This window comes from Alteromonas sp. AMM-1, assembly GCF_047290655.1.
Lineage (GTDB): Bacteria > Pseudomonadota > Gammaproteobacteria > Enterobacterales > Alteromonadaceae > Alteromonas > Alteromonas mangrovi.
The window spans coordinates 1-18052 of the sequence record NZ_JBLBUE010000064.1 but is presented as its reverse complement, the minus strand read 5'-3'; the positions used below and the strand labels follow the sequence as shown (position 1 = coordinate 18052).

Genomic DNA, 18052 nt, shown 5'->3' with positions numbered 1-18052 from the left:
TTTATGCTACTCACCAGCAACCCATTCGACAGCATGTTGCCCTTCTTTCCGGTTGATGGCCGCGATTTAAATCCTCTGTTGCAGGATTTTGGCATGATCATTCACCCGCCAATGTTATATATGGGCTACGTGGGGTTTTCAGTGGCCTTTGCGTTTGCCGTGTCGGCGCTGATTTCTGGTCAGTTAGATTCTACCTGGGCCCGATGGTCCCGCCCCTGGGTAATTGCTGCCTGGAGCTTTTTGTCGGTTGGTATAGCGCTTGGCAGTTGGTGGGCATACTACGAACTGGGCTGGGGTGGCTGGTGGTTTTGGGATCCGGTTGAAAACGCGTCCTTTATGCCATGGTTGGTTGGTACTGCGCTAATGCACTCTTTGGCAGTGACCGAGAAGCGCAAGGTGTTTAAATCCTGGACTGTGTTATTGGCTATCGCTGCTTTTTCTTTAAGTTTGTTAGGTACATTCCTGGTCCGCTCAGGGGTGATTGTCTCGGTGCATTCATTTGCCAGCGATCCGTCCCGCGGCTTATTTATTCTGGGGATTTTAGTTGTGCTTACTGGTATGAGCCTGGTGTTGTACGCCATGCGTGCACAACAGTTGAAAAGCCCCGGGCGTTATCAGCCATTTTCACGCGAAGTACTTTTAATTGGTAACAATGTATTTCTGTGTGCTGCCACTCTGGTGGTGTTTCTGGGTACACTGTTGCCATTAGTGTACAAAGAGCTTGGATTGGGTTCCATTTCGGTGGGAGCGCCGTTTTTTAATCAGATGTTTACCTGGCTGATTGTGCCCTTTGTTTTCATTTTGGGATTAGGGCCATTAACGCGCTGGAAGCATCAGCCCCTAGCACAAATAAAGCAAACGGTGCTAATCGCGCTGGGGTTGAGTATCAGCGCAGGTATTTTGATTAATTTCAGTTACGATGCGCCAACGTATTTTGCTGCGCTGGGATTAGTACTGAGTGCCTGGATTTTAGTGAGCACAACACAGGAAGTACTGCAGCGTGTAAATGCGTTGGCCTCTGGGTCGTTATTTACTCGTCTTGGCAAGTTAACGCCCAGCCATTGGGGCATGATCCTTGGCCATCTGGGCTTCGCTGTAACCATTATCGGTATTACTCTGGTAAGCAACTACGAGGTGGAGCGTGATGTGCGTATGGTACCGGGTGAATCAGTTTCGCTGGGCGGTTATGAATTTGCCTTCCAGCGTGTTGAATCGCGTAATGGGCCAAATTATACCGCCGATGTGGGCATTTTTGATGTGTTTCAGGGCGGCGAAAAAATTGTGCATTTGGAGCCGGAAAAACGCTTATACATTGTACAACGTATGCCAATGACGGAAGCAGGCATATATTCCACGGTGTTTCGGGACTTATTTATTGCCATGGGTGAACCGCTTGACGATGGCGCCTGGGCTATTCGGGTTTACATAAAACCCTTCGTGACCTGGATTTGGGCCGGTGCAGTATTTATGGCGTTGGGCGGGATATGCTCTATCAGTGATAAACGTTACCGTATGGCTAAACTGGCCACGGTTAAAAAGACAATCGTGACGGGTCACCAGTCGGGTCACCAACCGGGGAACACGGCAGCAGGAGAAAATGCATGAAGCGTTGGGTAGTTTTTGGTGTACCGCTACTGGCATTCATTATTCTTGTTGGCTTTTTGTTTAGTGGGTTGTTTTCTGATCCACGTGCGTTGGACTCGCAGGTAAAGGGAAAGCCGGTACCTGATTTTTCTTTACCGGACCTGATGAACCCGTCACAGGTGTACACTCCCGAGGTATTCAAAGGCAAAGTGACGCTGTTAAATGTGTGGGGCGTATGGTGTGTCACTTGCGCAGTAGAATTGCCGTATCTGACAGAGTTGGTTGAGAAAGAACAAGTGAATATTGTGGGGCTTTACTTCGATCAGGATTTGGATCCCGATTTCGGCACCAAAACCATTGAACGCGTACAGCAGGAAGTCATTGAAATTACGGGACAGTTTGGTAATCCGTATCAATTCCATATTTTTGATGTGTATCGCGATACGTCACTCGATTTAGGGGTTACTGGCGCGCCAGAGCACTTTTTAATTGATAGCAATGGTGTGATCCGCATGCATCACATTGGTGATATCAATGAGCGCGTATGGAGAAACAAAGTGGGGCCGCTCTATCAGCAGTTGGTTCAGGAGCAAGCGGGGCAGACCTTATGATACGAGTATTACTATCAGGCATGTTGTTAATGGTCACTGTGTTTGCGTTGGCTACGGAAGAGGCCTATGAGTTTGATACGCCACAGCAACGACTGTTGTTTCAAACATTGACTGCTGAACTGCGTTGTCCGATGTGTCAGAACCAGAACATTGCAGATTCAGATGCCATGATTTCCCATGATATGCGTCGTAAGGTGTATTCCCTTATCAAACAGGGCAAGAACGAAGACGAAATCATTGACTATATGAAATCGCGATACGGTGATTTTATTCATTATAAGCCACCCGTTACACCGGTTACGCTATGGCTGTGGCTGGCACCCATACTGTTTTCGATAGTGGCATTGCTGGTGGTGTTTTTACGCAGACGTACCAGCCCTCCCGAAGATATGGCAGCCAAACTGGCAAAAGCAGAAGCAATGTTGGAGCAAGATAAGTAGTGTCCTTAATAGAATTTGGATTGTGCGTTGCCGCACTCGTTGCCGTTTTGTTGATATTGATAGCGCTTCCCTGGTTTCGCAAAGGTTATGACCTGGAGAATGTCTCTGCCGCAAACGTGTCTGTGGTAAAGCAACGGTTAGCTGAGCTGGAACGGGAAGTCAGTGAAGGCTTGCTCAGCGAACAGGATATGCGCCAGGCCAGGGACGAAATTAAAGTAGCGTTGGTGGATGAATCCCAAGCAGAAATTAAAACCTCAAGGTCTGGTGCATTGGTGTTAATCTCAGGCGCTTTAGTTGCTTTGCTTATAGGCGGATGGGCGTATAGTGAGGCTAACAATTTACAGCGCTTAAATGCGACTCAGGAAGCGATAGACGCATTGCCCGGTTTGAGTACAAAACTGGCTGAAGGCAGAGGTGAGAACTTTACGCCGACCGATTTTCAGCAATTAACACTGGCTATCCGCAAACGCTTGCAAATGGAACCGGAAGACGGTCAGGGCTGGATGTATCTTGGAAGAATCTGGATGGCATTGGATCAGCAGGACCAGGCTTTTGCTGCCTATGAAAAGGCTATTCACTATGCACCTGACGACAGCAATGTCAGAACCAACTATGCCAGAGCCCTGATGGCTAGCGACGATAAAGGGCGATTACAAAGCGCCAGACAGTTGTTGTCAGCGTTATTACAGGATGAGCCCGACAACAGCAATTTGGTGCTCATGCTGGCTGTGGTTGCTGGCCGATTAGGCGACGAAGCCATACTGGCAGCTAATTTGGCTAAGCTCGATGGTCAATTGCCTGCTGATAATCCATTGATGGTGCAACTACAATCACGGTTAGCACAGCTTCGCGGCGAATCAGTGCAATCGGACACTACAGAAGCTCAGGAATTAACCGGGTTTAAGATTGACGTTAGTGTGAGTGAAGCGTTGGTTGCTAAGTTACCGGAAAATGGTTATTTGTTCGTGTTTGCGCAGGATGCAAATTCAGATAATCGCATGCCTGCCGCCGTACTCAGAATGCCGCTCTCAGCATTGCCAGTAACGGTAACACTGACACAAGAAAATGCCATGACACCGAATTATTCGCTCAAGCAGTTGTCTCAGGTGAAATTATTGGCCCGGATCTCTGCCGATCAGGAAGCACCTGCGGTAGCAGGTGATATGGAAGGGATAATTATTAGTGATATTGTTCAGGGGAATATTCTGGACGCCGCGATTGTGATCAACAAGGAAATCAAGTGATATCGATAAACAATAAGCTTGCTGCTCTTATTGTCTGTACAGCCCTGTTAGGCGGTTGTGCAGCAAAGCCTTCAACAGAGCAAACCGCTGGCACACCCAATACCAAACAACGCGATCCCAGAGATCCGTTTGAGCCCGTAAACCGGGTGATGTGGGATTTAAACTGGGAAGTATTAGACCGATTTTTACTCAAGCCTGCTGCTACGGCGTATGTAACGGTTATGCCTGGTTTTGCAAGAACTGGCTTGTCGAATGCGGTGGAAAACCTGTCTGAACCGGGCAATATGGTGAATAACCTGTTACAGGGAAAAGTAGGACCTTCATTCGACAGTTTCACCCGATTTGTAATCAATTCAACCGTGGGTGTGGTGGGATTGTTTGATGTGGCTGGCGCAATGGGTCTGCAGCGTCAGGAAGAGGAGTTTGGCGAGGTATTAGGCGTGTGGGGTGTGGATACCGGTCCGTTCGTCATGTTGCCAGCAAGAGGCCCTACAGACGCACGTAGCTTCACGGGTGATGTGGTCGACAACCTGTATTTCCCTCTGTCTGTATTAACAGGCAATATGAACGTTGCCAGGTTTACTATCAGTGCATTGGAAGGCCGTGCTCAGTTATTGGGGCAGGAAGGGCAAATTGAAAATGCCGTTGACGACTATGAAATGGTTAAAAATATCTACTTCCAGAATCTGGAATTCAGGGTAACGGATGGCAAAAGTGTAGAAGATTCACCTGATCCGCAACAGCTTGAAGAGTTTGAGGAATTTGAATCGTTGTTTGACGATGTGGATTTAGAGGACGAGGTAAAAGTCGAATCTGACCCGAAGTAGCGAATTGGTATAAATACAAAATCGTCCTAATAAAAAAACCGCTGAAGACAGCGGTTTTTTTGTATAAGAAAGACAGTATTAGCCTTCGTAACCCATAGGGTTTTGCGATTGCCAGTGCCAGGCATCTGCGCACATATCTTCCAGTGTTTTTTGTGCGTGCCAGTTCAGCTCGGCCGCAGCTTTGGTTGGATCGGCATAACACGCCGCAACGTCACCTTGACGACGAGGTGCAATTTTGTAATTGATGGGTTTACCACAGGCTTTTTCGAATGCTGCCATCATTTCCAGTACTGAGTAGCCCTGACCAGTACCCAGGTTGTAGATGTCCAGCCCCATGTTCAGGGCGATGCGCTCAATGGCCTTTAAGTGGCCATTTGCTAAATCCTCAACGTGGATATAATCGCGAACGCCAGTGCCGTCCGGCGTGTCATAGTCGTTGCCAAACACGGCCAATTGAGCCAGTTTGCCGGAAGCGACCTGAGAGATGTATGGCATAAGGTTATTGGGAATCCCATTAGGATCTTCACCAATCTGACCTGACGGGTGTGCACCCACCGGGTTAAAGTAACGCAGCAGCACAATATTCCACTCTTCATCGGATTTGTGCAGATCCTTGAGAATATTCTCAACCATCAACTTGGACATGCCATAGGGATTGGTTGGGTGGCCAGTGGCTGAATCTTCACGCAGCGGCAGGGATACCGGATCGCCATACACGGTTGCTGATGAGCTGAATACCAGGTTCTTCACATTATGACGACGCATAGCGTTACACAGGTTAACTGAACCGAATACGTTGTTTTGGTAGTATTCCAATGGCTTCTGTACTGATTCTCCAACGGCCTTTAACCCTGCAAAGTGGATAACAGAATGAATCTTGTGCTCAGCAAATACCTGATCTAACGCGTCAGAATCACAGATATCTCCTTTTATAAAGGTAACCGGCTTTCCCGTGATTGCGGTTACGCGGCGCAACGATTCTTGCGACGCATTGCACAAGTTATCGAATACCACCACATCATAATTTGCTTCCAGCAATTGCAGTACGGTGTGACTGCCGATATAGCCAGCTCCACCGGTGACAAGTATTGTTTTCATTGCTTATCCTTTTGTGACAACGATTCTAAATATTTAGCGCTTAATGAGTATTGTACAGGTTTCACGATAATGGGATACAGCAAGAAAACCAGCAACGCCCACAATAAAGACGTCCAGTCGGCTGCCACGCGAAGAAGTAGTGTAAACGCCGGCACAATCACCAGCAGTTTAAGTATGTTCAGTACAGTCTTTTCCGGAACCGTAAGTTTTTTTGCTGCCCGCTCCAGCAGGCGCATACGCTCTGCCAGAGGAAGGCCAGATAAACCAGGAATATTGCGCGTCGAAAAATAGAATTGCATAAAGTGCTCTTAATAAAAAACCGCCGGAACATGACGTCACGGCGGTTATTGTATGGCAATCTGCCAGTGTTTAAAACACAGGTGTCGTTATTGTGCTTTTTCCTTGATACCGGCTTTTTCCCAGAATCTTGATTTGAAGCTCATCAAACCAATTACAATAGCAATAGCAATACTAAAGAGTGCGATTTGAAGATACAGATTTGGCATTTCTTGCACGTTCTCAGGATCAAAATTACCCGAGAGCAAACCAGCAATAATATTACCGATAGAGTAGGTGAGTACAAATACGCCCATCATCTGACCTGCAAAACGCTTCGGAGACAATTTACTGACTGCACTAAGTGCTACAGGGCTAAGGCAAAGTTCACCTACGGTATGCAGGAAGTAAGTCGTTACTAGCCACATAGGGGCTACTTTAAGTCCTTGCGCCGCGTATTGGGATGCCATAAACATAACAAGGAAGCCTGACGCCATAATCACAATACCTATTGCACACTTAATGGTATAAGAAGGATCAATCATGCGCTTGGCAAGGTTAATCCAAAGGGCGGCAAAGAATGGTGACAGAATGATAATAAAGAGAGAGTTAGAAAGCTGGAACCATACGGTAGGGATAGCATCCATTCCAAACAATGACGTTAGCCATGAGCCACTTTCCAGCGCGCGATCGGTATAGTTCTGCGCAAATAAATTAAGGGATGATCCAGCTTGTTCAAAACCAGACCAAAAGCATGCAGAGGCAACACATACTAAAAACAGAGCCCACATTCGTTGCTTTTCATTATCGTTTAACTCACCTTTGAAGTAGATAAAGCCAAAATAAATAAAGAATATCGCGGTGAAAATAATAGCGACTTTTTCAGCAAGCGCGACTGGCTCGATTACGATGGTGCCCAGATGAGCCAGAATGATAATCACAACCGCTACTGCTAACACGCCTAAAACACATAACCAGGCACGCTGTCTTGCTGCACCGACATAGGGGTTAGCGGGTGCCACTGACTCTGTAGCCAAAGAGCGGTTTGTAAAGTAGTACTGAATAAGTCCTAAACCCATGCCGATGGCAGCGGCACCAAATGCATAGTGCCAGCCCCAGTTTTCCTGCAGGTAACCAGTGACCAGATAGGCGATCAACGAACCGATGTTAATACCCATATAGTACAGTGCATAGCCACTGTCCCGACGGCTGTCATCGTCACCATATTGCTGGCCAACCATGGCTGAAATGTTTGGCTTAAGTAACCCTGTACCGGAAGCGACCAGAATAAGGCCGACAAAGAACAGGTTTTGAAGATCTACTGCCAGTACAATGTGTCCGGCGAAGATAATTAATCCACCATACCAAACGGCTTTTTTACCCCCAATCAGACGGTCAGCAAGCCAACCGCCCGGTAAACCAAGAAAGTATACAGCGCCGGTATACAGACCATAAATGGCACCGGCTGACGCTACAGTGAAGCCAAGGCCTTGTGTTTGTAAGCTGGCTGTCATAAACAGCACGAGCAGAGCACGCATACCGTAGTAGCTCATGCGCTCCCACATTTCGGTAAAAAATAACGTTCTCAGACCATTTGGATGGCCGAAGAAGCTGGTGTCGTTAGATGTATTTGTTGTCACAACAGAGTTCCATATAGTTATTATTGGTAATTGGGTGTGTTGTGTAATGGATGACTAAACACACCACTTCAGATCAATCTTATACTAGAGGTTGCCTTTATAGACAACCTATTCAGGAAGGGGAGCTTATAATTTCGCCAGCAGTAAAAGTACTGCACGTTAATTGACGTTATAGTTCCCGAATGGTGGCAATCACAATTCTTATGGCGATGAAGGCCATGCTCAGTAATACACCCAGCAAAACCAGGTTGTAAATGACTTTGGGGTAGGTGGCGTCATCAGGCAAGGTAGGTGACTCTACCGTTACCAAATGCTGAAGTTGCTGGTAGGTGTCGACCCTTGCATTTTCAAGTGTCATCAGTGACGAACCATAGGCTTGTAATGCCAGTTCGACCTGAACCTGTAGATTCGAGTACCGCGCCATTAACTGATTGATAGACAGTTTTGCATCCCCAGCCTGTGCTTCATTGATCTTGGTTTTTTGATCGGTGATTTGCTTTTCCAAGGCATTTATCTGGCGCTTGAGTGATACAATCTCAGGTGCTGTAACTGACATAATGCCCGACAGAGTGCTTAACTCTGCCTGCTTTTGAGCCAGTGTTGCTTCAAGTGAAAACGCTATTTGCTGGAACGCTGCGCCTTCGGCGGTAGGGTCTAACACATTGTACTTTGACTGAAACTCAATGAGTGCGAGTTTTGCCCGCTGTAATTTTTCCTCAACGATATTATGTTCGCTTTGCGCAAAGGCTAAACGCGATTTCGCCAGATTATTACTGATTTCATTGATAAATTGCTCTGCGCGTTTCACTATCGTCTGGTTAATTAACTGGGCGTAGTCCGGGTCAAACGCGCGAACCGACAATTCAATCACGCTGGAGTCAGAATTAATGAGCACGTCTATGTTATTCAGGTAATAAGCTAAAAAATCTTCCTGACTGTGGTCGCTGCTTAATCGGCTAATAAAATCGCCTTGTGATGACGTGTAGTGCTCGCTCAAACGTATTGCAGAATCCAGGTAACGCAACATGTCGTTTGACTGAATAAAAGCAAGCACAAGCTGACTTTCATTCGACGTGGCCGCACCCGTAACCCCAGACATTAATAAAGCTGACGGGTCGAAGCTATTCGCTCCGTCGGCAGATTTGACTACCAGTTGACTGGTACTCTCGTATTTAGGCGCTGCAATGAGAGTGAGATACAGAGCATAAATAACCCACGGTATAACAACCAGCAATAGCGGTCGCTTTTTTATCAGAATGCGTGCTTGGGTTAGGTAATTTTTCAACATGTTTATTCTCATTATCCCATGTATATCTTAATGGCTTCTTCTAAATCGCTGTAGTAAGTGAGTTGGCCATTGTCGAGCAGTATGGCTGACTTACAAAACTCTCGAATCTGATCTATTTCATGGCTCACCATGATTAAGCCTGCTTCTTTTGCTTTAACTTCCAGTGCTTCCCGTGCTTTCTTTCGGAATTTCGGGTCGCCAACAGATGTTGCTTCATCGATCAAATAGATGTCGAAATCGATATTGATACAACAGGCAAACACTAGCCTTGCTCGCATACCAGATGAATAGGTTCTAACCGGCAAATCATAGCGTTTGTCGAGTTCAGCAAAATCCTGAACAGCGGCTTCATAGTGCTTTAAATTCCGGACATTATTAATTCGGCCAATAAAACGGGTGTTTTCTCTACCCGTCATATGCGGATGGATCCCGGTAGCTAACGCGACCGGCCATGACATGGATTTATCAGTGTAAACCTGGCCCTTGTCGGGGTATTCGCTCTTCGCCAGCATTCTGAACAAGGTGGATTTACCTGCGCCATTTTTGCCTAAAATTGCCACGTTTTCAGCAGTGGGAAACTCAAAGTTCAGATCCTTGAATATATACTGTGGTCCCAGTTTGCTAGGATAGGATTTTGTCAAATTAATAAGCTTTATCGTCATCTCGACAGAATACCTTTCCAGTTGAGGTGGTACAGGCAGGCTGCGAAGAAGAAGCAAACAAATGTTGTTCCAGCAGCAAAAGCAAGAGACACACCCTGATGGCCATATGACTCATAACAAGCGTACCTGGCAAGCTCTATAAAATGTACAAGTGGATTCCAGGTGAGCCAATGCCAGTATTCTGGAGCGAAATCCTGCAAGCTGAAAAATACGCAGGAAATAAAAAACATTGGGCGGGTAATAACGTTAATGATTTTAGACAATTCGGGTACAAATGCTGTTGCGATCCCGATAATACAGCTCAGGCTTACGGTGAACACCCATAGCATTAAAAAGAGCATTATCAGTAGCATGGGATCATGCATTGAGGCATCAATATCAAGAAGATAGAGCGTAATCAATGCTAAAAACACCACCATACATTTGATAGAGAATTCCATAAAGCCGGTAACAATTAATCCACTTACTGGCTGTACCTGCCTAAATGCATATAGCGGCTTATTTTTTTTAAATGCGTTGGCAACCTTACTCAATGGTGTCAAAAACGACTGGATAAAAATCAGACCAATCATCATATATATCAAGATTGGTACTGTATGAACTTCTCCACCGGACATAAAGCTGCGCATGTATGCGAGACCAAAAATAAAAGCAAAAGGCTCCAAAAATGCCCAGGCTAACCCCAGCTTGTCATTAAACTGCGACTGCATCTCACGCAGAAAAAGCGCGAACAACACGCTTTTCCATACCTTGAGTTGCTTTCCGATCGACACTTTCATTAATTAAGCGCAACGTTGGCCGCTACGGCGATCTGATAAATAATTTGGGTGATATCTTTCACGGCCTGCAAAGTCTTGGCGTCTATGCGGGGTAATACCACTACCTGGTCGCCCGCTGCCAGATCGGCGCTGTCGTCAATATCGTAAAAATCAACCATGCCATTTGCACGGATAATCAGAATGCGGCTGTCATTGGCTCGCTCGCTAAAGCCGCCTGCCCAGGCAATGTAGTCTTCCAGATTGGCGTCCCGGTTGAACACAACCGACTGCGGCATTAATACTTCACCACCAATATGTACCAGATCCGTTACTGCAGGGATAACAATCGTGTCATTGGCTTCTAATAAAATATCAGCCACATTGGGCCCGTCAGATACAATCACTTTGCCCAACGATTTTATTTGCCTGGCGCGGGCAATAAAGTCTGAAATGAGCTGGGCTTCCTGTACCCGAATGGCGCCTTCCCCGGTAGACGAAACCGGCGCAGTATAAATACTGCGCTCTAAGCGATCCAAAGCCTGATTAATAATTTGTTGTTGCTGTTCTGCGACACTTTCGCGTAGCAAATAGATGCTTTTGAAATCAGATAGAGCCGGATCAACTTCTACGTTGCTCAGTACCTGATGCAAACGTGCCCCCTTTTCTACCATGTAGCGTGATTCGCCTTTGAAGCTGCCTGCAATATTGATCGGATAGATTTGAACTTCGTGGTCGTTTTTAAACTCAATGTGGTCGCCTGGTTGCAACACCAGCGCATTAAAGTCCTGTAATTTACTGTAGGTGGCAAAATGTTGCTGACCGCGCAGTCCGCTGACCGATACATGGCTTACAAAATCGCCTGGTTTGGCAAATTTAATGAGTGTCTGGCCATGCATGTCTTCACCCTTTAATTCAAAAGTGAAACTATTACGTGCACCTTCACTAACAGTAACGGTGGGGCCTATGGGTTTAACTAAAATAACGTCTTTGTCCTGGAACGAGAATGAGGGTAGTGTGCCCTGCGTGACGAAATCATATAAATCTACTGACACAACCACTTCGCCGTTGCGAATGACCTCAATATTTCGAAAGCTGCCACGCAGAAAATCAATGCCACCGGCACGTTTTAAAAAGTAAAGAACACTATCGGTTGCCTGACCCGCATATTGACCAGGGCGCAGCACCGGACCCGATACGTATAATGAAATAGGCGTAGCAGTAAGCAGGTTGACATAGGTATTCACATCGTTGGTATAAACAGATTTGATACGGCTGGTTACCACCTGATTAACCTGACTGGCTGGCACGTTCATTAACTGGATCGGACCAATATTCGGGATGAAGATATTGCCCTGGCTGTCAACGGTTACAACATCGGAAAAGCTGATAGCCCCCCACATCCACACTGAAATTTGATCACCCGGTGCAACCAGATAATTTTCATTAACACTGGAGACCCTTTCCGATTCAAAACCGCCAATAAACAGGTTGGCAGCAAAAGGCGGGTTGGCCATCTTTTCCTGCAATGGATAAACCATCTCAAGAGTCGGTTCTCCTGGCAATACCAGGCCATTTCTGGGATTGGAGCTATATTGGCCGTTGCTGGCGCGTGTAGCGCTACCAGACGACGCTTGCAGAGTGGGTGACATGCCCAGCTGCATTGGGTTGATGCCACTAGCACTAGCAGCATTACTACTATTACTCTGGCGACTCAGTTGTTGTTGGATTTGTTGAATCTGTTCTGCACTTTGCGCAAAGACTTGCCCGGCGAATAGCATGCAAGTCAGTGACAATGTACCCAGGTACTTATTAACGTTCATATGTTTCCTGATCTTACTGTGCGACAAACGTCGTCGTTGCCGGATACAATAACCAAAAATTCTGCTTTTGACATAATGTGCGGCTCTTTGTTTGGCTGGCGTTTTTATTGGTCTGCTCTAAAGCAACCAACTGATAACATGTCAGACCTAATGCTGACAAGTACTGTTCAGACACCCTGTATTGCGTATTTTCGATGACCGTTTTTCCAGCGGAAATGGTTAACTCTGGAATGGCTTTTGCTTGCTGTTCAACCGTTGAAGAGGATGTTTGCTTAAGTTGAACAGATTGGCCGGTAGCAACCAGCGGTAAATTCGCCTTAACGGCAGTAGGCTGTGAAACACATCCGGCTATACTGCACAATCCGGTAATCCAAACAGCGGCGATAAATAATTTCATATCGTTATTGGCATACGTCCATTTAAATAGGCGCTAAGAATAACATAAGCGAAGCAAAAGGCATGCAAACTTTGGGAAAATGACCCCGACAATTGAGTAAAACGATCAGTGCCGTGCAAAAAAACGCCAATCAAACTTAAATTTTCGAACAGGGGTAGTCAGTTATACTAATGTTTACTATTATAGAGCGAGTTTTCAGATATCTCTCCACGAAACATAGTTTGTTCGTCAGTATTCTCAATGGAGTTTGTGGGTTAATGGATTGTCCTTTGTACAGGGTGGATAGTGTGACGGGTTTGTATACTGGGAAACAGTGGAGACTGTGATCGAATGTTAACATATCTTCAGTTTATTCCGTTGTTTACGGCGTTTTTTGTCGCCTTGATATTGCTTGTGGTAATGACACCGCTGGCACATCAGTTTGGTTTGGTGGATCAACCATCGTATCGCAAGCGTCACAGTGGAATTGTCCCTTTAACGGGTGGCGTTGCCATTTTTGTTGCGGTGCTCGTTGCCAGTGTGCTTACTGATGTGTGGATGAAGAACAATCCGCTATTTTTTACTGCATCTGCTTTTATTGTATTACTCGGTATGTTGGATGACCGATTTGACCTGAGTGCCAAAGGGCGCTTGATGTGTCAGTTTGGTGTTGCATCCATCATGGCGTGGAGTGCTCAGAATTACATTACTTCTTTGGGCGACATTTTCGGCTTTGGTTCAGTCTATCTGGGCTTAGGGGGTTACTTTTTCACTCTGATTTGTGTGGTTGGGGTGATCAATGCCATTAATATGATTGATGGCATCGACGGTCTGGCTGGTGGGATGAGCCTTATTGTACTGGCAAGTGTCGTGTCTTTATTACTGATTTCCGGTAATGGCGCTGCGATAATGGAGCCCTTGGTAATCATCGCTGCCATTGTACCTTTTCTTGCATTTAACCTGAGTCTCAAAGGCTTTAAAGGTAATAAGATTTTCATGGGCGATGCAGGCAGTATGTTTGTTGGTCTTACCATTGTGTGGCTGCTGGTTGATCACACGCAGGGGGAATCTGCATCTCTTCGCCCCATAACAGGTGTGTGGCTCATTGGATTGCCATTAATGGATATGGCTGCGATTATGTTCCGTCGTGCTAAGAAAGGTCAGTCAGTGCTTCGACCTGATCGCAAGCATTTACACAATATTTTTATGCGCGCGGGGCTCGACTCTCGCCGCTCACTGGTCGCCATTTTATGCCTCGGCGCATGTTATTGTGTGGTGGGAATACTCGGTGAAGTTTACCAGGTTCCTGATTATGTCATGTTCTGGTCATTCATGGGGCTGCTGGTGGTATATACCGTAGCACTGATGAATATCTGGAAGATTATCCGCGTGGTCCGGGATACAAAACGCCTGCTTTTGGGCAATTAAATGCTTCAAATGAGTGCAAACTAAGCGTGTTTTTCGTTACACTCTTTGCCAGTCGTTTTTCCCGGACAAGCAATTGACCCCGAATTTTTCAATAAAGCACAGCCGTTATCAGGTTCATCGCGTTGAATCTATTGTAGCCATGGGCGTGTATTGTAAAGATAATCCGCAATGGCTCGATTGTTCTATTCAGAGTATTCGTCAGCAATCCTATGCTGATTTCCTGTATGTTATTGTTGTTGACGGAGCCATACCAGACACGCTTATGTCTGTTATCTCCGCTCATGCCCAGGAAGACGACCGCATTGTTATTGTTGAAGGCAAAGAAAATTGTGGTCTTGCGACCTGCATGAACTTTGCAATAGATTGGTCTTTGTCGCTGCAGCCTGCTTATTTTTTTCGTATGGATGCAGATGATATTTCTGAGCCGGACCGGTTCATAAAGCAAATTGACTATCTTGAAAAACACGCCCATATCTCAATTCTTGGGACTGGCCTGACTGAAATTAATGAGAAAGACAAAAAAGTCGGCTCGCGGGTAATGCCGTTAACTAACCGGCAGATAACCCGTTTACTACCGCGTCGTTGTGCGGTTAATCACCCAACCGTATGTATTCGTTATCGCGTCTTTAATGATGGTCATCGTTACGATGACAGTTTACGCTTTGTGGAAGATTATCTGTTGTGGATAGAGCTGGCGTCACATGGGTACATCTTCTGTAATCTGAAAGACAAGCTCCTCAAGTTTCGGCGAGTTGGGGATTTTTACAAGCGCAGGGGCTTCGTTAAATCGTTTAACGAGTTCCGAGCGCGCTTCAGAGCTTTACGCAAACTTAAGCGGATGTCGCTGTATAATTTGTTTTATGCGGTATCGGTGCTGATCTTAAGACTTATGCCTGCAAGTGTTGTAAAGTTAGCGTATAAACTCGATCGTCATTACCTGGAAAGATTTATCAAACATTGATGTTTGCCAGTATCATTATTCTCTATCACCCGGACAAAGCTCGTTTACTGGGTAATATTGCCTTACTCCACCAAACAAATTGGGATGTTGTTATTGTAGACAACTCCCCTTCGTCGCATGTCCATTGGTTTCCTGAACACGTTAAATACACCCACTGCCCCGACAATATCGGTATTGCAGAAGCGCAGAATATCGGTTTAAGAGACATTCTGCACAGAGGCTGTCAGTTTGCGCTGTTGCTGGATCAGGACAGCTTACTGAGTGAGTCTCTGCTTACCGGCTTGCAGGCAAGTATTCAACGGGCCAAACAACAACATACCAAGGTGGCAGCGATTGGCCCGGGTATCGTGAGTGAATTCAATAATAAAGCCGTTGTGCCAGCCATTCAAAAGCCCAAAGTGTTATCCAACGGTTATCTGTCGGCCCGTCAAATAATTGCGTCTGGCATGGTGATATCCGTAGATTGCCTGGCAGAAGTAGGGCTTAAGGAAACGGCCTTATTTATCGATGGTGTCGATCACGAGTGGTGCTGGCGTGCAATAAGCGCGGGTTATCAAATTTTGATAGACAGCAATCTGCATATGACCCACAAACAGGGCGACGCAAGACGCAATGTATTGGGCGTGGATTTTAAGGTCGGCCAACCGGTCAGGCTGTATTTCCAGTTCAGGAATGTGTTGCTATTATTGCCAAGGCCTTATGTCCCCCTGTATTGGAAACTAAGGAATATTGTTGCCCTGCCATTGCGTTGGCTTGTAAACCGGTTTTTACTGGATAAGAAGGCAGATCGCGCTAAATATATGTGGCTTGGTATCAAACACGGCATTACGCGAAAAACCGGGCCCCTGAAGTAAATCAAGGTTTTTGCTGAGGTTAAAAGTTTCAGTTGAGCCTGCATCGTCATGATGCTTTAATGAATCAAGAATAAACTATTGGAATATCGCCTGTTAAAAGCAGGTGGGTAGAAATAAACAAAGGAAAAAGACGTGAAGGTAACAGTATTTGGAATCGGGTATGTAGGCCTGGTGCAAGCCGCTGTGCTTGCAGAAGTGGGCCACGATGTGGTTTGCGTGGATGTTGACCAGAACAAGGTTGATAATCTGAAGAAAGGGATAATCCCCATCTACGAGCCGGGTCTTACTCCACTTGTTACCAGTAACTATGAAGGCGGCCGGGTAGATTTTACTACGGATGCTAAACGCGGTGTTGAGCACGGTGAATTGATCTTCATCGCGGTAGGTACGCCCCCGGACGAAGACGGTTCTGCAGATTTAAAATACGTGCTGGCTGTGGCCAAAACAATTGCTACCCATATGCAAAAGCACAAGATTATTATCAACAAATCGACTGTACCGGTAGGTACGGCAGACCGGGTAAAAGCCAAAGTTACCGAAACACTGGCTGAACTTGAAAAGTCAGTTACGTTTGACGTGGTATCAAACCCGGAATTCTTAAAAGAAGGCGCTGCTGTAAACGATTGTATGAGACCTGATCGCATCGTATTGGGTATCGAAAGTGAAAAAGCGGAAAAGAAACTTCGCGAACTCTATGCGCCGTTCAACCGCAATCACGACAAAGTAATCATCATGGATATTCGTTCCGCGGAATTAACCAAATACGCCGCAAACTGCATGTTAGCCACAAAAATCAGCTTTATGAATGAAATGGCAAACCTGGCAGAGCGTTTTGGTGCAGATATCGAAAACGTGCGTCGTGGCATTGGTTCTGATCCGCGCATTGGTTACCAATTTATTTATCCAGGCTGTGGATATGGTGGCTCCTGTTTCCCCAAAGATGTGCAGGCGCTCATTCGTAGTGCAAACCAGGTGGGCTACAAAGCCAAAATTCTGGAATCTGTTGAAGCGGTTAACTACACGCAAAAAGAGAAATTGTTCGAGTATATTATGAGCCATTTCGATGGCGATATCGGCGGTAAAACGGTGGCGTTATGGGGCTTATCCTTTAAGCCAAATACCGATGATATGCGCGAAGCATCGAGCCGGGTTCTGATGGAATTATTGTGGGAGAAGGGGGTTACGGTACAAGCGTACGATCCCGAGGCCATGGAAGAAACCCAGCGCATTTATGGCAGCCGTCCAGATCTGAAACTGGTGGGCACAAAAGAAGCCGCGCTGGATGGTGCTGACTTCCTGGTAGTGTGTACTGAATGGCAGTCTTTCCGCGCGCCTGATTTCGACCGAATTAAAGAAAAACTATCGCTGCCGCTGATTTTTGATGGGCGTAATTTGTACGACCCGAAAATCATGTCGGAATACGGATTGCATTACTATGCGATAGGTAGAGGACTATCAATTAAAGGACAACAATTATGAGTCAGGTAAAAAAAGCCGTTATACCTGTAGCAGGTCTGGGAACACGTATGTTACCGGCCACCAAGGCCATACCAAAGGAAATGCTGCCGGTAGTTGACAAACCATTGATCCAGTACGTGGTCAGTGAGTGTGTTAAAGCTGGTCTTAAAGAAATTATTCTGGTTACCCACGCCAGTAAAAACAGCATCGAAAACCATTTCGATACGTCGTTCGAATTAGAGACGACTCTGGAACAGCGCGTTAAGCGTCAGTTGTTGGAAGAAGTACAGTCAATTTGCCCGAAAGATGTCACCATTATGCATGTGCGTCAGGGGGCGGCCAAAGGGTTAGGACATGCAATCATGTGTGCCCATCCTATGGTTGGTGATGCACCTTTTGCTGTTGTACTGCCAGACGTCATTATTGACGAATACACCAGTAATCCGAAAAAAGACAACCTTGCTGAGATGGTGTCGCGTTTCAACACCAGTCGCGTAAGTCAGGTTATGGTAGAGCAGGTACCTCAGGAAAATATTTCTAAGTTTGGTATTGTGGATCTTGAAGGCAAATCAATTAAACCTGGTGAGTCAGCAAAAATTCACAACATGGTAGAAAAGCCAGCATTGGAAGAGGCTCCGTCTGATTTGGCCGTTGTGGGCCGTTATGTGTTGTCTCAGGAAATCTGGCCACTGCTTGAATTCACTCCTCCTGGTGCAGGTGGAGAGAT

Annotated in this window: 18 protein-coding genes; 10 read left to right on the top strand and 8 right to left on the bottom strand. The window is 46.1% G+C overall.

What is annotated here, in order from left to right; all coding sequences use genetic code 11:
• The 5 genes from ACLR2L_RS11565 to ACLR2L_RS11545 all read left to right on the top strand — a co-directional run.
• Positions 1 to 1605 (top strand): heme lyase CcmF/NrfE family subunit (locus ACLR2L_RS11565; protein WP_413368389.1); only part of this gene is annotated, 1605 nt, incomplete at its 5' end.
• Entirely contained in the window at positions 1602 to 2195 is a 594-nt protein-coding gene (locus ACLR2L_RS11560; RefSeq protein WP_140959842.1) for a DsbE family thiol:disulfide interchange protein, read from the top strand. The genes ACLR2L_RS11565 and ACLR2L_RS11560, both read left to right, overlap by 4 nt.
• Entirely contained in the window at positions 2192 to 2635 is a 444-nt protein-coding gene (locus ACLR2L_RS11555; protein WP_140959840.1) for a cytochrome c-type biogenesis protein CcmH, read from the top strand. The genes ACLR2L_RS11560 and ACLR2L_RS11555 overlap by 4 nt, the downstream gene beginning before the upstream one ends.
• Complete coding sequence (ccmI, locus tag ACLR2L_RS11550; protein ID WP_413368388.1) at positions 2635 to 3879, top strand: c-type cytochrome biogenesis protein CcmI; 1245 nt, start codon at positions 2635 to 2637, stop codon at positions 3877 to 3879. The genes ACLR2L_RS11555 and ccmI overlap by 1 nt, the downstream gene beginning before the upstream one ends.
• Complete coding sequence (locus tag ACLR2L_RS11545) at positions 3876 to 4706, top strand: VacJ family lipoprotein (protein ID WP_413368387.1); 831 nt, start codon at positions 3876 to 3878, stop codon at positions 4704 to 4706. Before ccmI ends, ACLR2L_RS11545 begins: the two co-directional genes overlap by 4 nt.
• A gap of 78 nt (positions 4707 to 4784) precedes the next feature.
• Here ACLR2L_RS11545 and galE read toward each other — a convergent pair whose 3' ends face one another.
• The 8 genes from galE to ACLR2L_RS11505 all read right to left on the bottom strand — a co-directional run bounded on the left by galE (position 4785) and on the right by ACLR2L_RS11505 (position 12645).
• Positions 4785 to 5804 carry a UDP-glucose 4-epimerase GalE gene (gene galE / locus ACLR2L_RS11540; RefSeq protein ID WP_140959836.1) on the bottom strand — a complete coding sequence of 340 codons (1020 nt, stop codon included), beginning with the start codon at positions 5802 to 5804 and terminating at the stop codon, positions 4785 to 4787.
• A complete protein-coding gene (locus tag ACLR2L_RS11535) occupies positions 5801 to 6103 on the bottom strand; it encodes a DUF6170 family protein (RefSeq protein ID WP_073323153.1) in 303 nt (100 codons plus the stop codon). The genes galE and ACLR2L_RS11535 overlap by 4 nt, the downstream gene beginning before the upstream one ends.
• An 87-nt stretch (positions 6104 to 6190) precedes the next feature.
• Positions 6191 to 7720, bottom strand: coding sequence for a peptide MFS transporter (locus tag ACLR2L_RS11530; protein ID WP_413368384.1), 1530 nt, complete (start codon positions 7718 to 7720; stop codon positions 6191 to 6193).
• 169 nt (positions 7721 to 7889) lie between these two features.
• Complete coding sequence (locus ACLR2L_RS11525; RefSeq protein ID WP_413368382.1) at positions 7890 to 9008, bottom strand: capsule biosynthesis protein; 1119 nt, start codon at positions 9006 to 9008, stop codon at positions 7890 to 7892.
• 11 nt (positions 9009 to 9019) lie between these two features.
• A complete protein-coding gene (locus ACLR2L_RS11520; RefSeq protein ID WP_413368380.1) occupies positions 9020 to 9670 on the bottom strand; it encodes an ABC transporter ATP-binding protein in 651 nt (216 codons plus the stop codon).
• Positions 9667 to 10449, bottom strand: a complete 783-nt coding sequence (locus ACLR2L_RS11515; protein ID WP_413368377.1) for an ABC transporter permease — start codon at positions 10447 to 10449, stop codon at positions 9667 to 9669. The genes ACLR2L_RS11520 and ACLR2L_RS11515 overlap by 4 nt, the downstream gene beginning before the upstream one ends.
• Positions 10449 to 12248 (bottom strand): polysaccharide biosynthesis/export family protein, encoded by a 1800-nt coding sequence (locus tag ACLR2L_RS11510; RefSeq protein ID WP_413368375.1) that lies wholly within the window; start codon positions 12246 to 12248, stop codon positions 10449 to 10451. The genes ACLR2L_RS11515 and ACLR2L_RS11510 overlap by 1 nt, the downstream gene beginning before the upstream one ends.
• Positions 12249 to 12261: 13 nt before the next feature.
• Positions 12262 to 12645 (bottom strand): hypothetical protein, encoded by a 384-nt coding sequence (locus ACLR2L_RS11505; RefSeq protein ID WP_413368373.1) that lies wholly within the window; start codon positions 12643 to 12645, stop codon positions 12262 to 12264.
• Between the two features lie 330 nt (positions 12646 to 12975).
• Here ACLR2L_RS11505 and wecA point away from each other — a divergent pair, with 330 nt between their 5' ends.
• The 5 genes from wecA to ACLR2L_RS11480 all read left to right on the top strand — a co-directional run.
• Positions 12976 to 14052 (top strand): UDP-N-acetylglucosamine--undecaprenyl-phosphate N-acetylglucosaminephosphotransferase, encoded by a 1077-nt coding sequence (gene wecA / locus ACLR2L_RS11500; RefSeq protein ID WP_140959822.1) that lies wholly within the window; start codon positions 12976 to 12978, stop codon positions 14050 to 14052.
• A gap of 73 nt (positions 14053 to 14125) precedes the next feature.
• Positions 14126 to 15013, top strand: coding sequence for a glycosyltransferase (locus ACLR2L_RS11495; RefSeq protein ID WP_413368371.1), 888 nt, complete (start codon positions 14126 to 14128; stop codon positions 15011 to 15013).
• Positions 15013 to 15867 carry a glycosyltransferase family 2 protein gene (locus ACLR2L_RS11490; protein ID WP_413368369.1) on the top strand — a complete coding sequence of 285 codons (855 nt, stop codon included), beginning with the start codon at positions 15013 to 15015 and terminating at the stop codon, positions 15865 to 15867. The genes ACLR2L_RS11495 and ACLR2L_RS11490 overlap by 1 nt, the downstream gene beginning before the upstream one ends.
• A 132-nt stretch (positions 15868 to 15999) precedes the next feature.
• Positions 16000 to 17346, top strand: coding sequence for a UDP-glucose dehydrogenase family protein (locus tag ACLR2L_RS11485; protein ID WP_413368367.1), 1347 nt, complete (start codon positions 16000 to 16002; stop codon positions 17344 to 17346).
• A partial coding sequence (locus ACLR2L_RS11480; RefSeq protein ID WP_413368365.1) for a UTP--glucose-1-phosphate uridylyltransferase occupies positions 17343 to 18052 on the top strand: 710 nt, incomplete at its 3' end. The genes ACLR2L_RS11485 and ACLR2L_RS11480, both read left to right, overlap by 4 nt.

Coding starts and splice junctions, on each gene's coding strand:
- ACLR2L_RS11560 (WP_140959842.1), top strand. CDS start 1,602: ATGAAGCGTTGGGTAGTTTTTGGTGTACCGCTACTGGCATTCATTATT.
- wecA (WP_140959822.1), top strand. CDS start 12,976: ATGTTAACATATCTTCAGTTTATTCCGTTGTTTACGGCGTTTTTTGTC.
- ACLR2L_RS11505 (WP_413368373.1), bottom strand. CDS start 12,645: ATGAAATTATTTATCGCCGCTGTTTGGATTACCGGATTGTGCAGTATA.
- ACLR2L_RS11525 (WP_413368382.1), bottom strand. CDS start 9,008: ATGTTGAAAAATTACCTAACCCAAGCACGCATTCTGATAAAAAAGCGA.
- ACLR2L_RS11510 (WP_413368375.1), bottom strand. CDS start 12,248: ATGAACGTTAATAAGTACCTGGGTACATTGTCACTGACTTGCATGCTA.
- ACLR2L_RS11535 (WP_073323153.1), bottom strand. CDS start 6,103: ATGCAATTCTATTTTTCGACGCGCAATATTCCTGGTTTATCTGGCCTT.
- ACLR2L_RS11520 (WP_413368380.1), bottom strand. CDS start 9,670: ATGACGATAAAGCTTATTAATTTGACAAAATCCTATCCTAGCAAACTG.
- ACLR2L_RS11555 (WP_140959840.1), top strand. CDS start 2,192: ATGATACGAGTATTACTATCAGGCATGTTGTTAATGGTCACTGTGTTT.
- ACLR2L_RS11515 (WP_413368377.1), bottom strand. CDS start 10,449: ATGAAAGTGTCGATCGGAAAGCAACTCAAGGTATGGAAAAGCGTGTTG.
- ACLR2L_RS11490 (WP_413368369.1), top strand. CDS start 15,013: ATGTTTGCCAGTATCATTATTCTCTATCACCCGGACAAAGCTCGTTTA.
- galE (WP_140959836.1), bottom strand. CDS start 5,804: ATGAAAACAATACTTGTCACCGGTGGAGCTGGCTATATCGGCAGTCAC.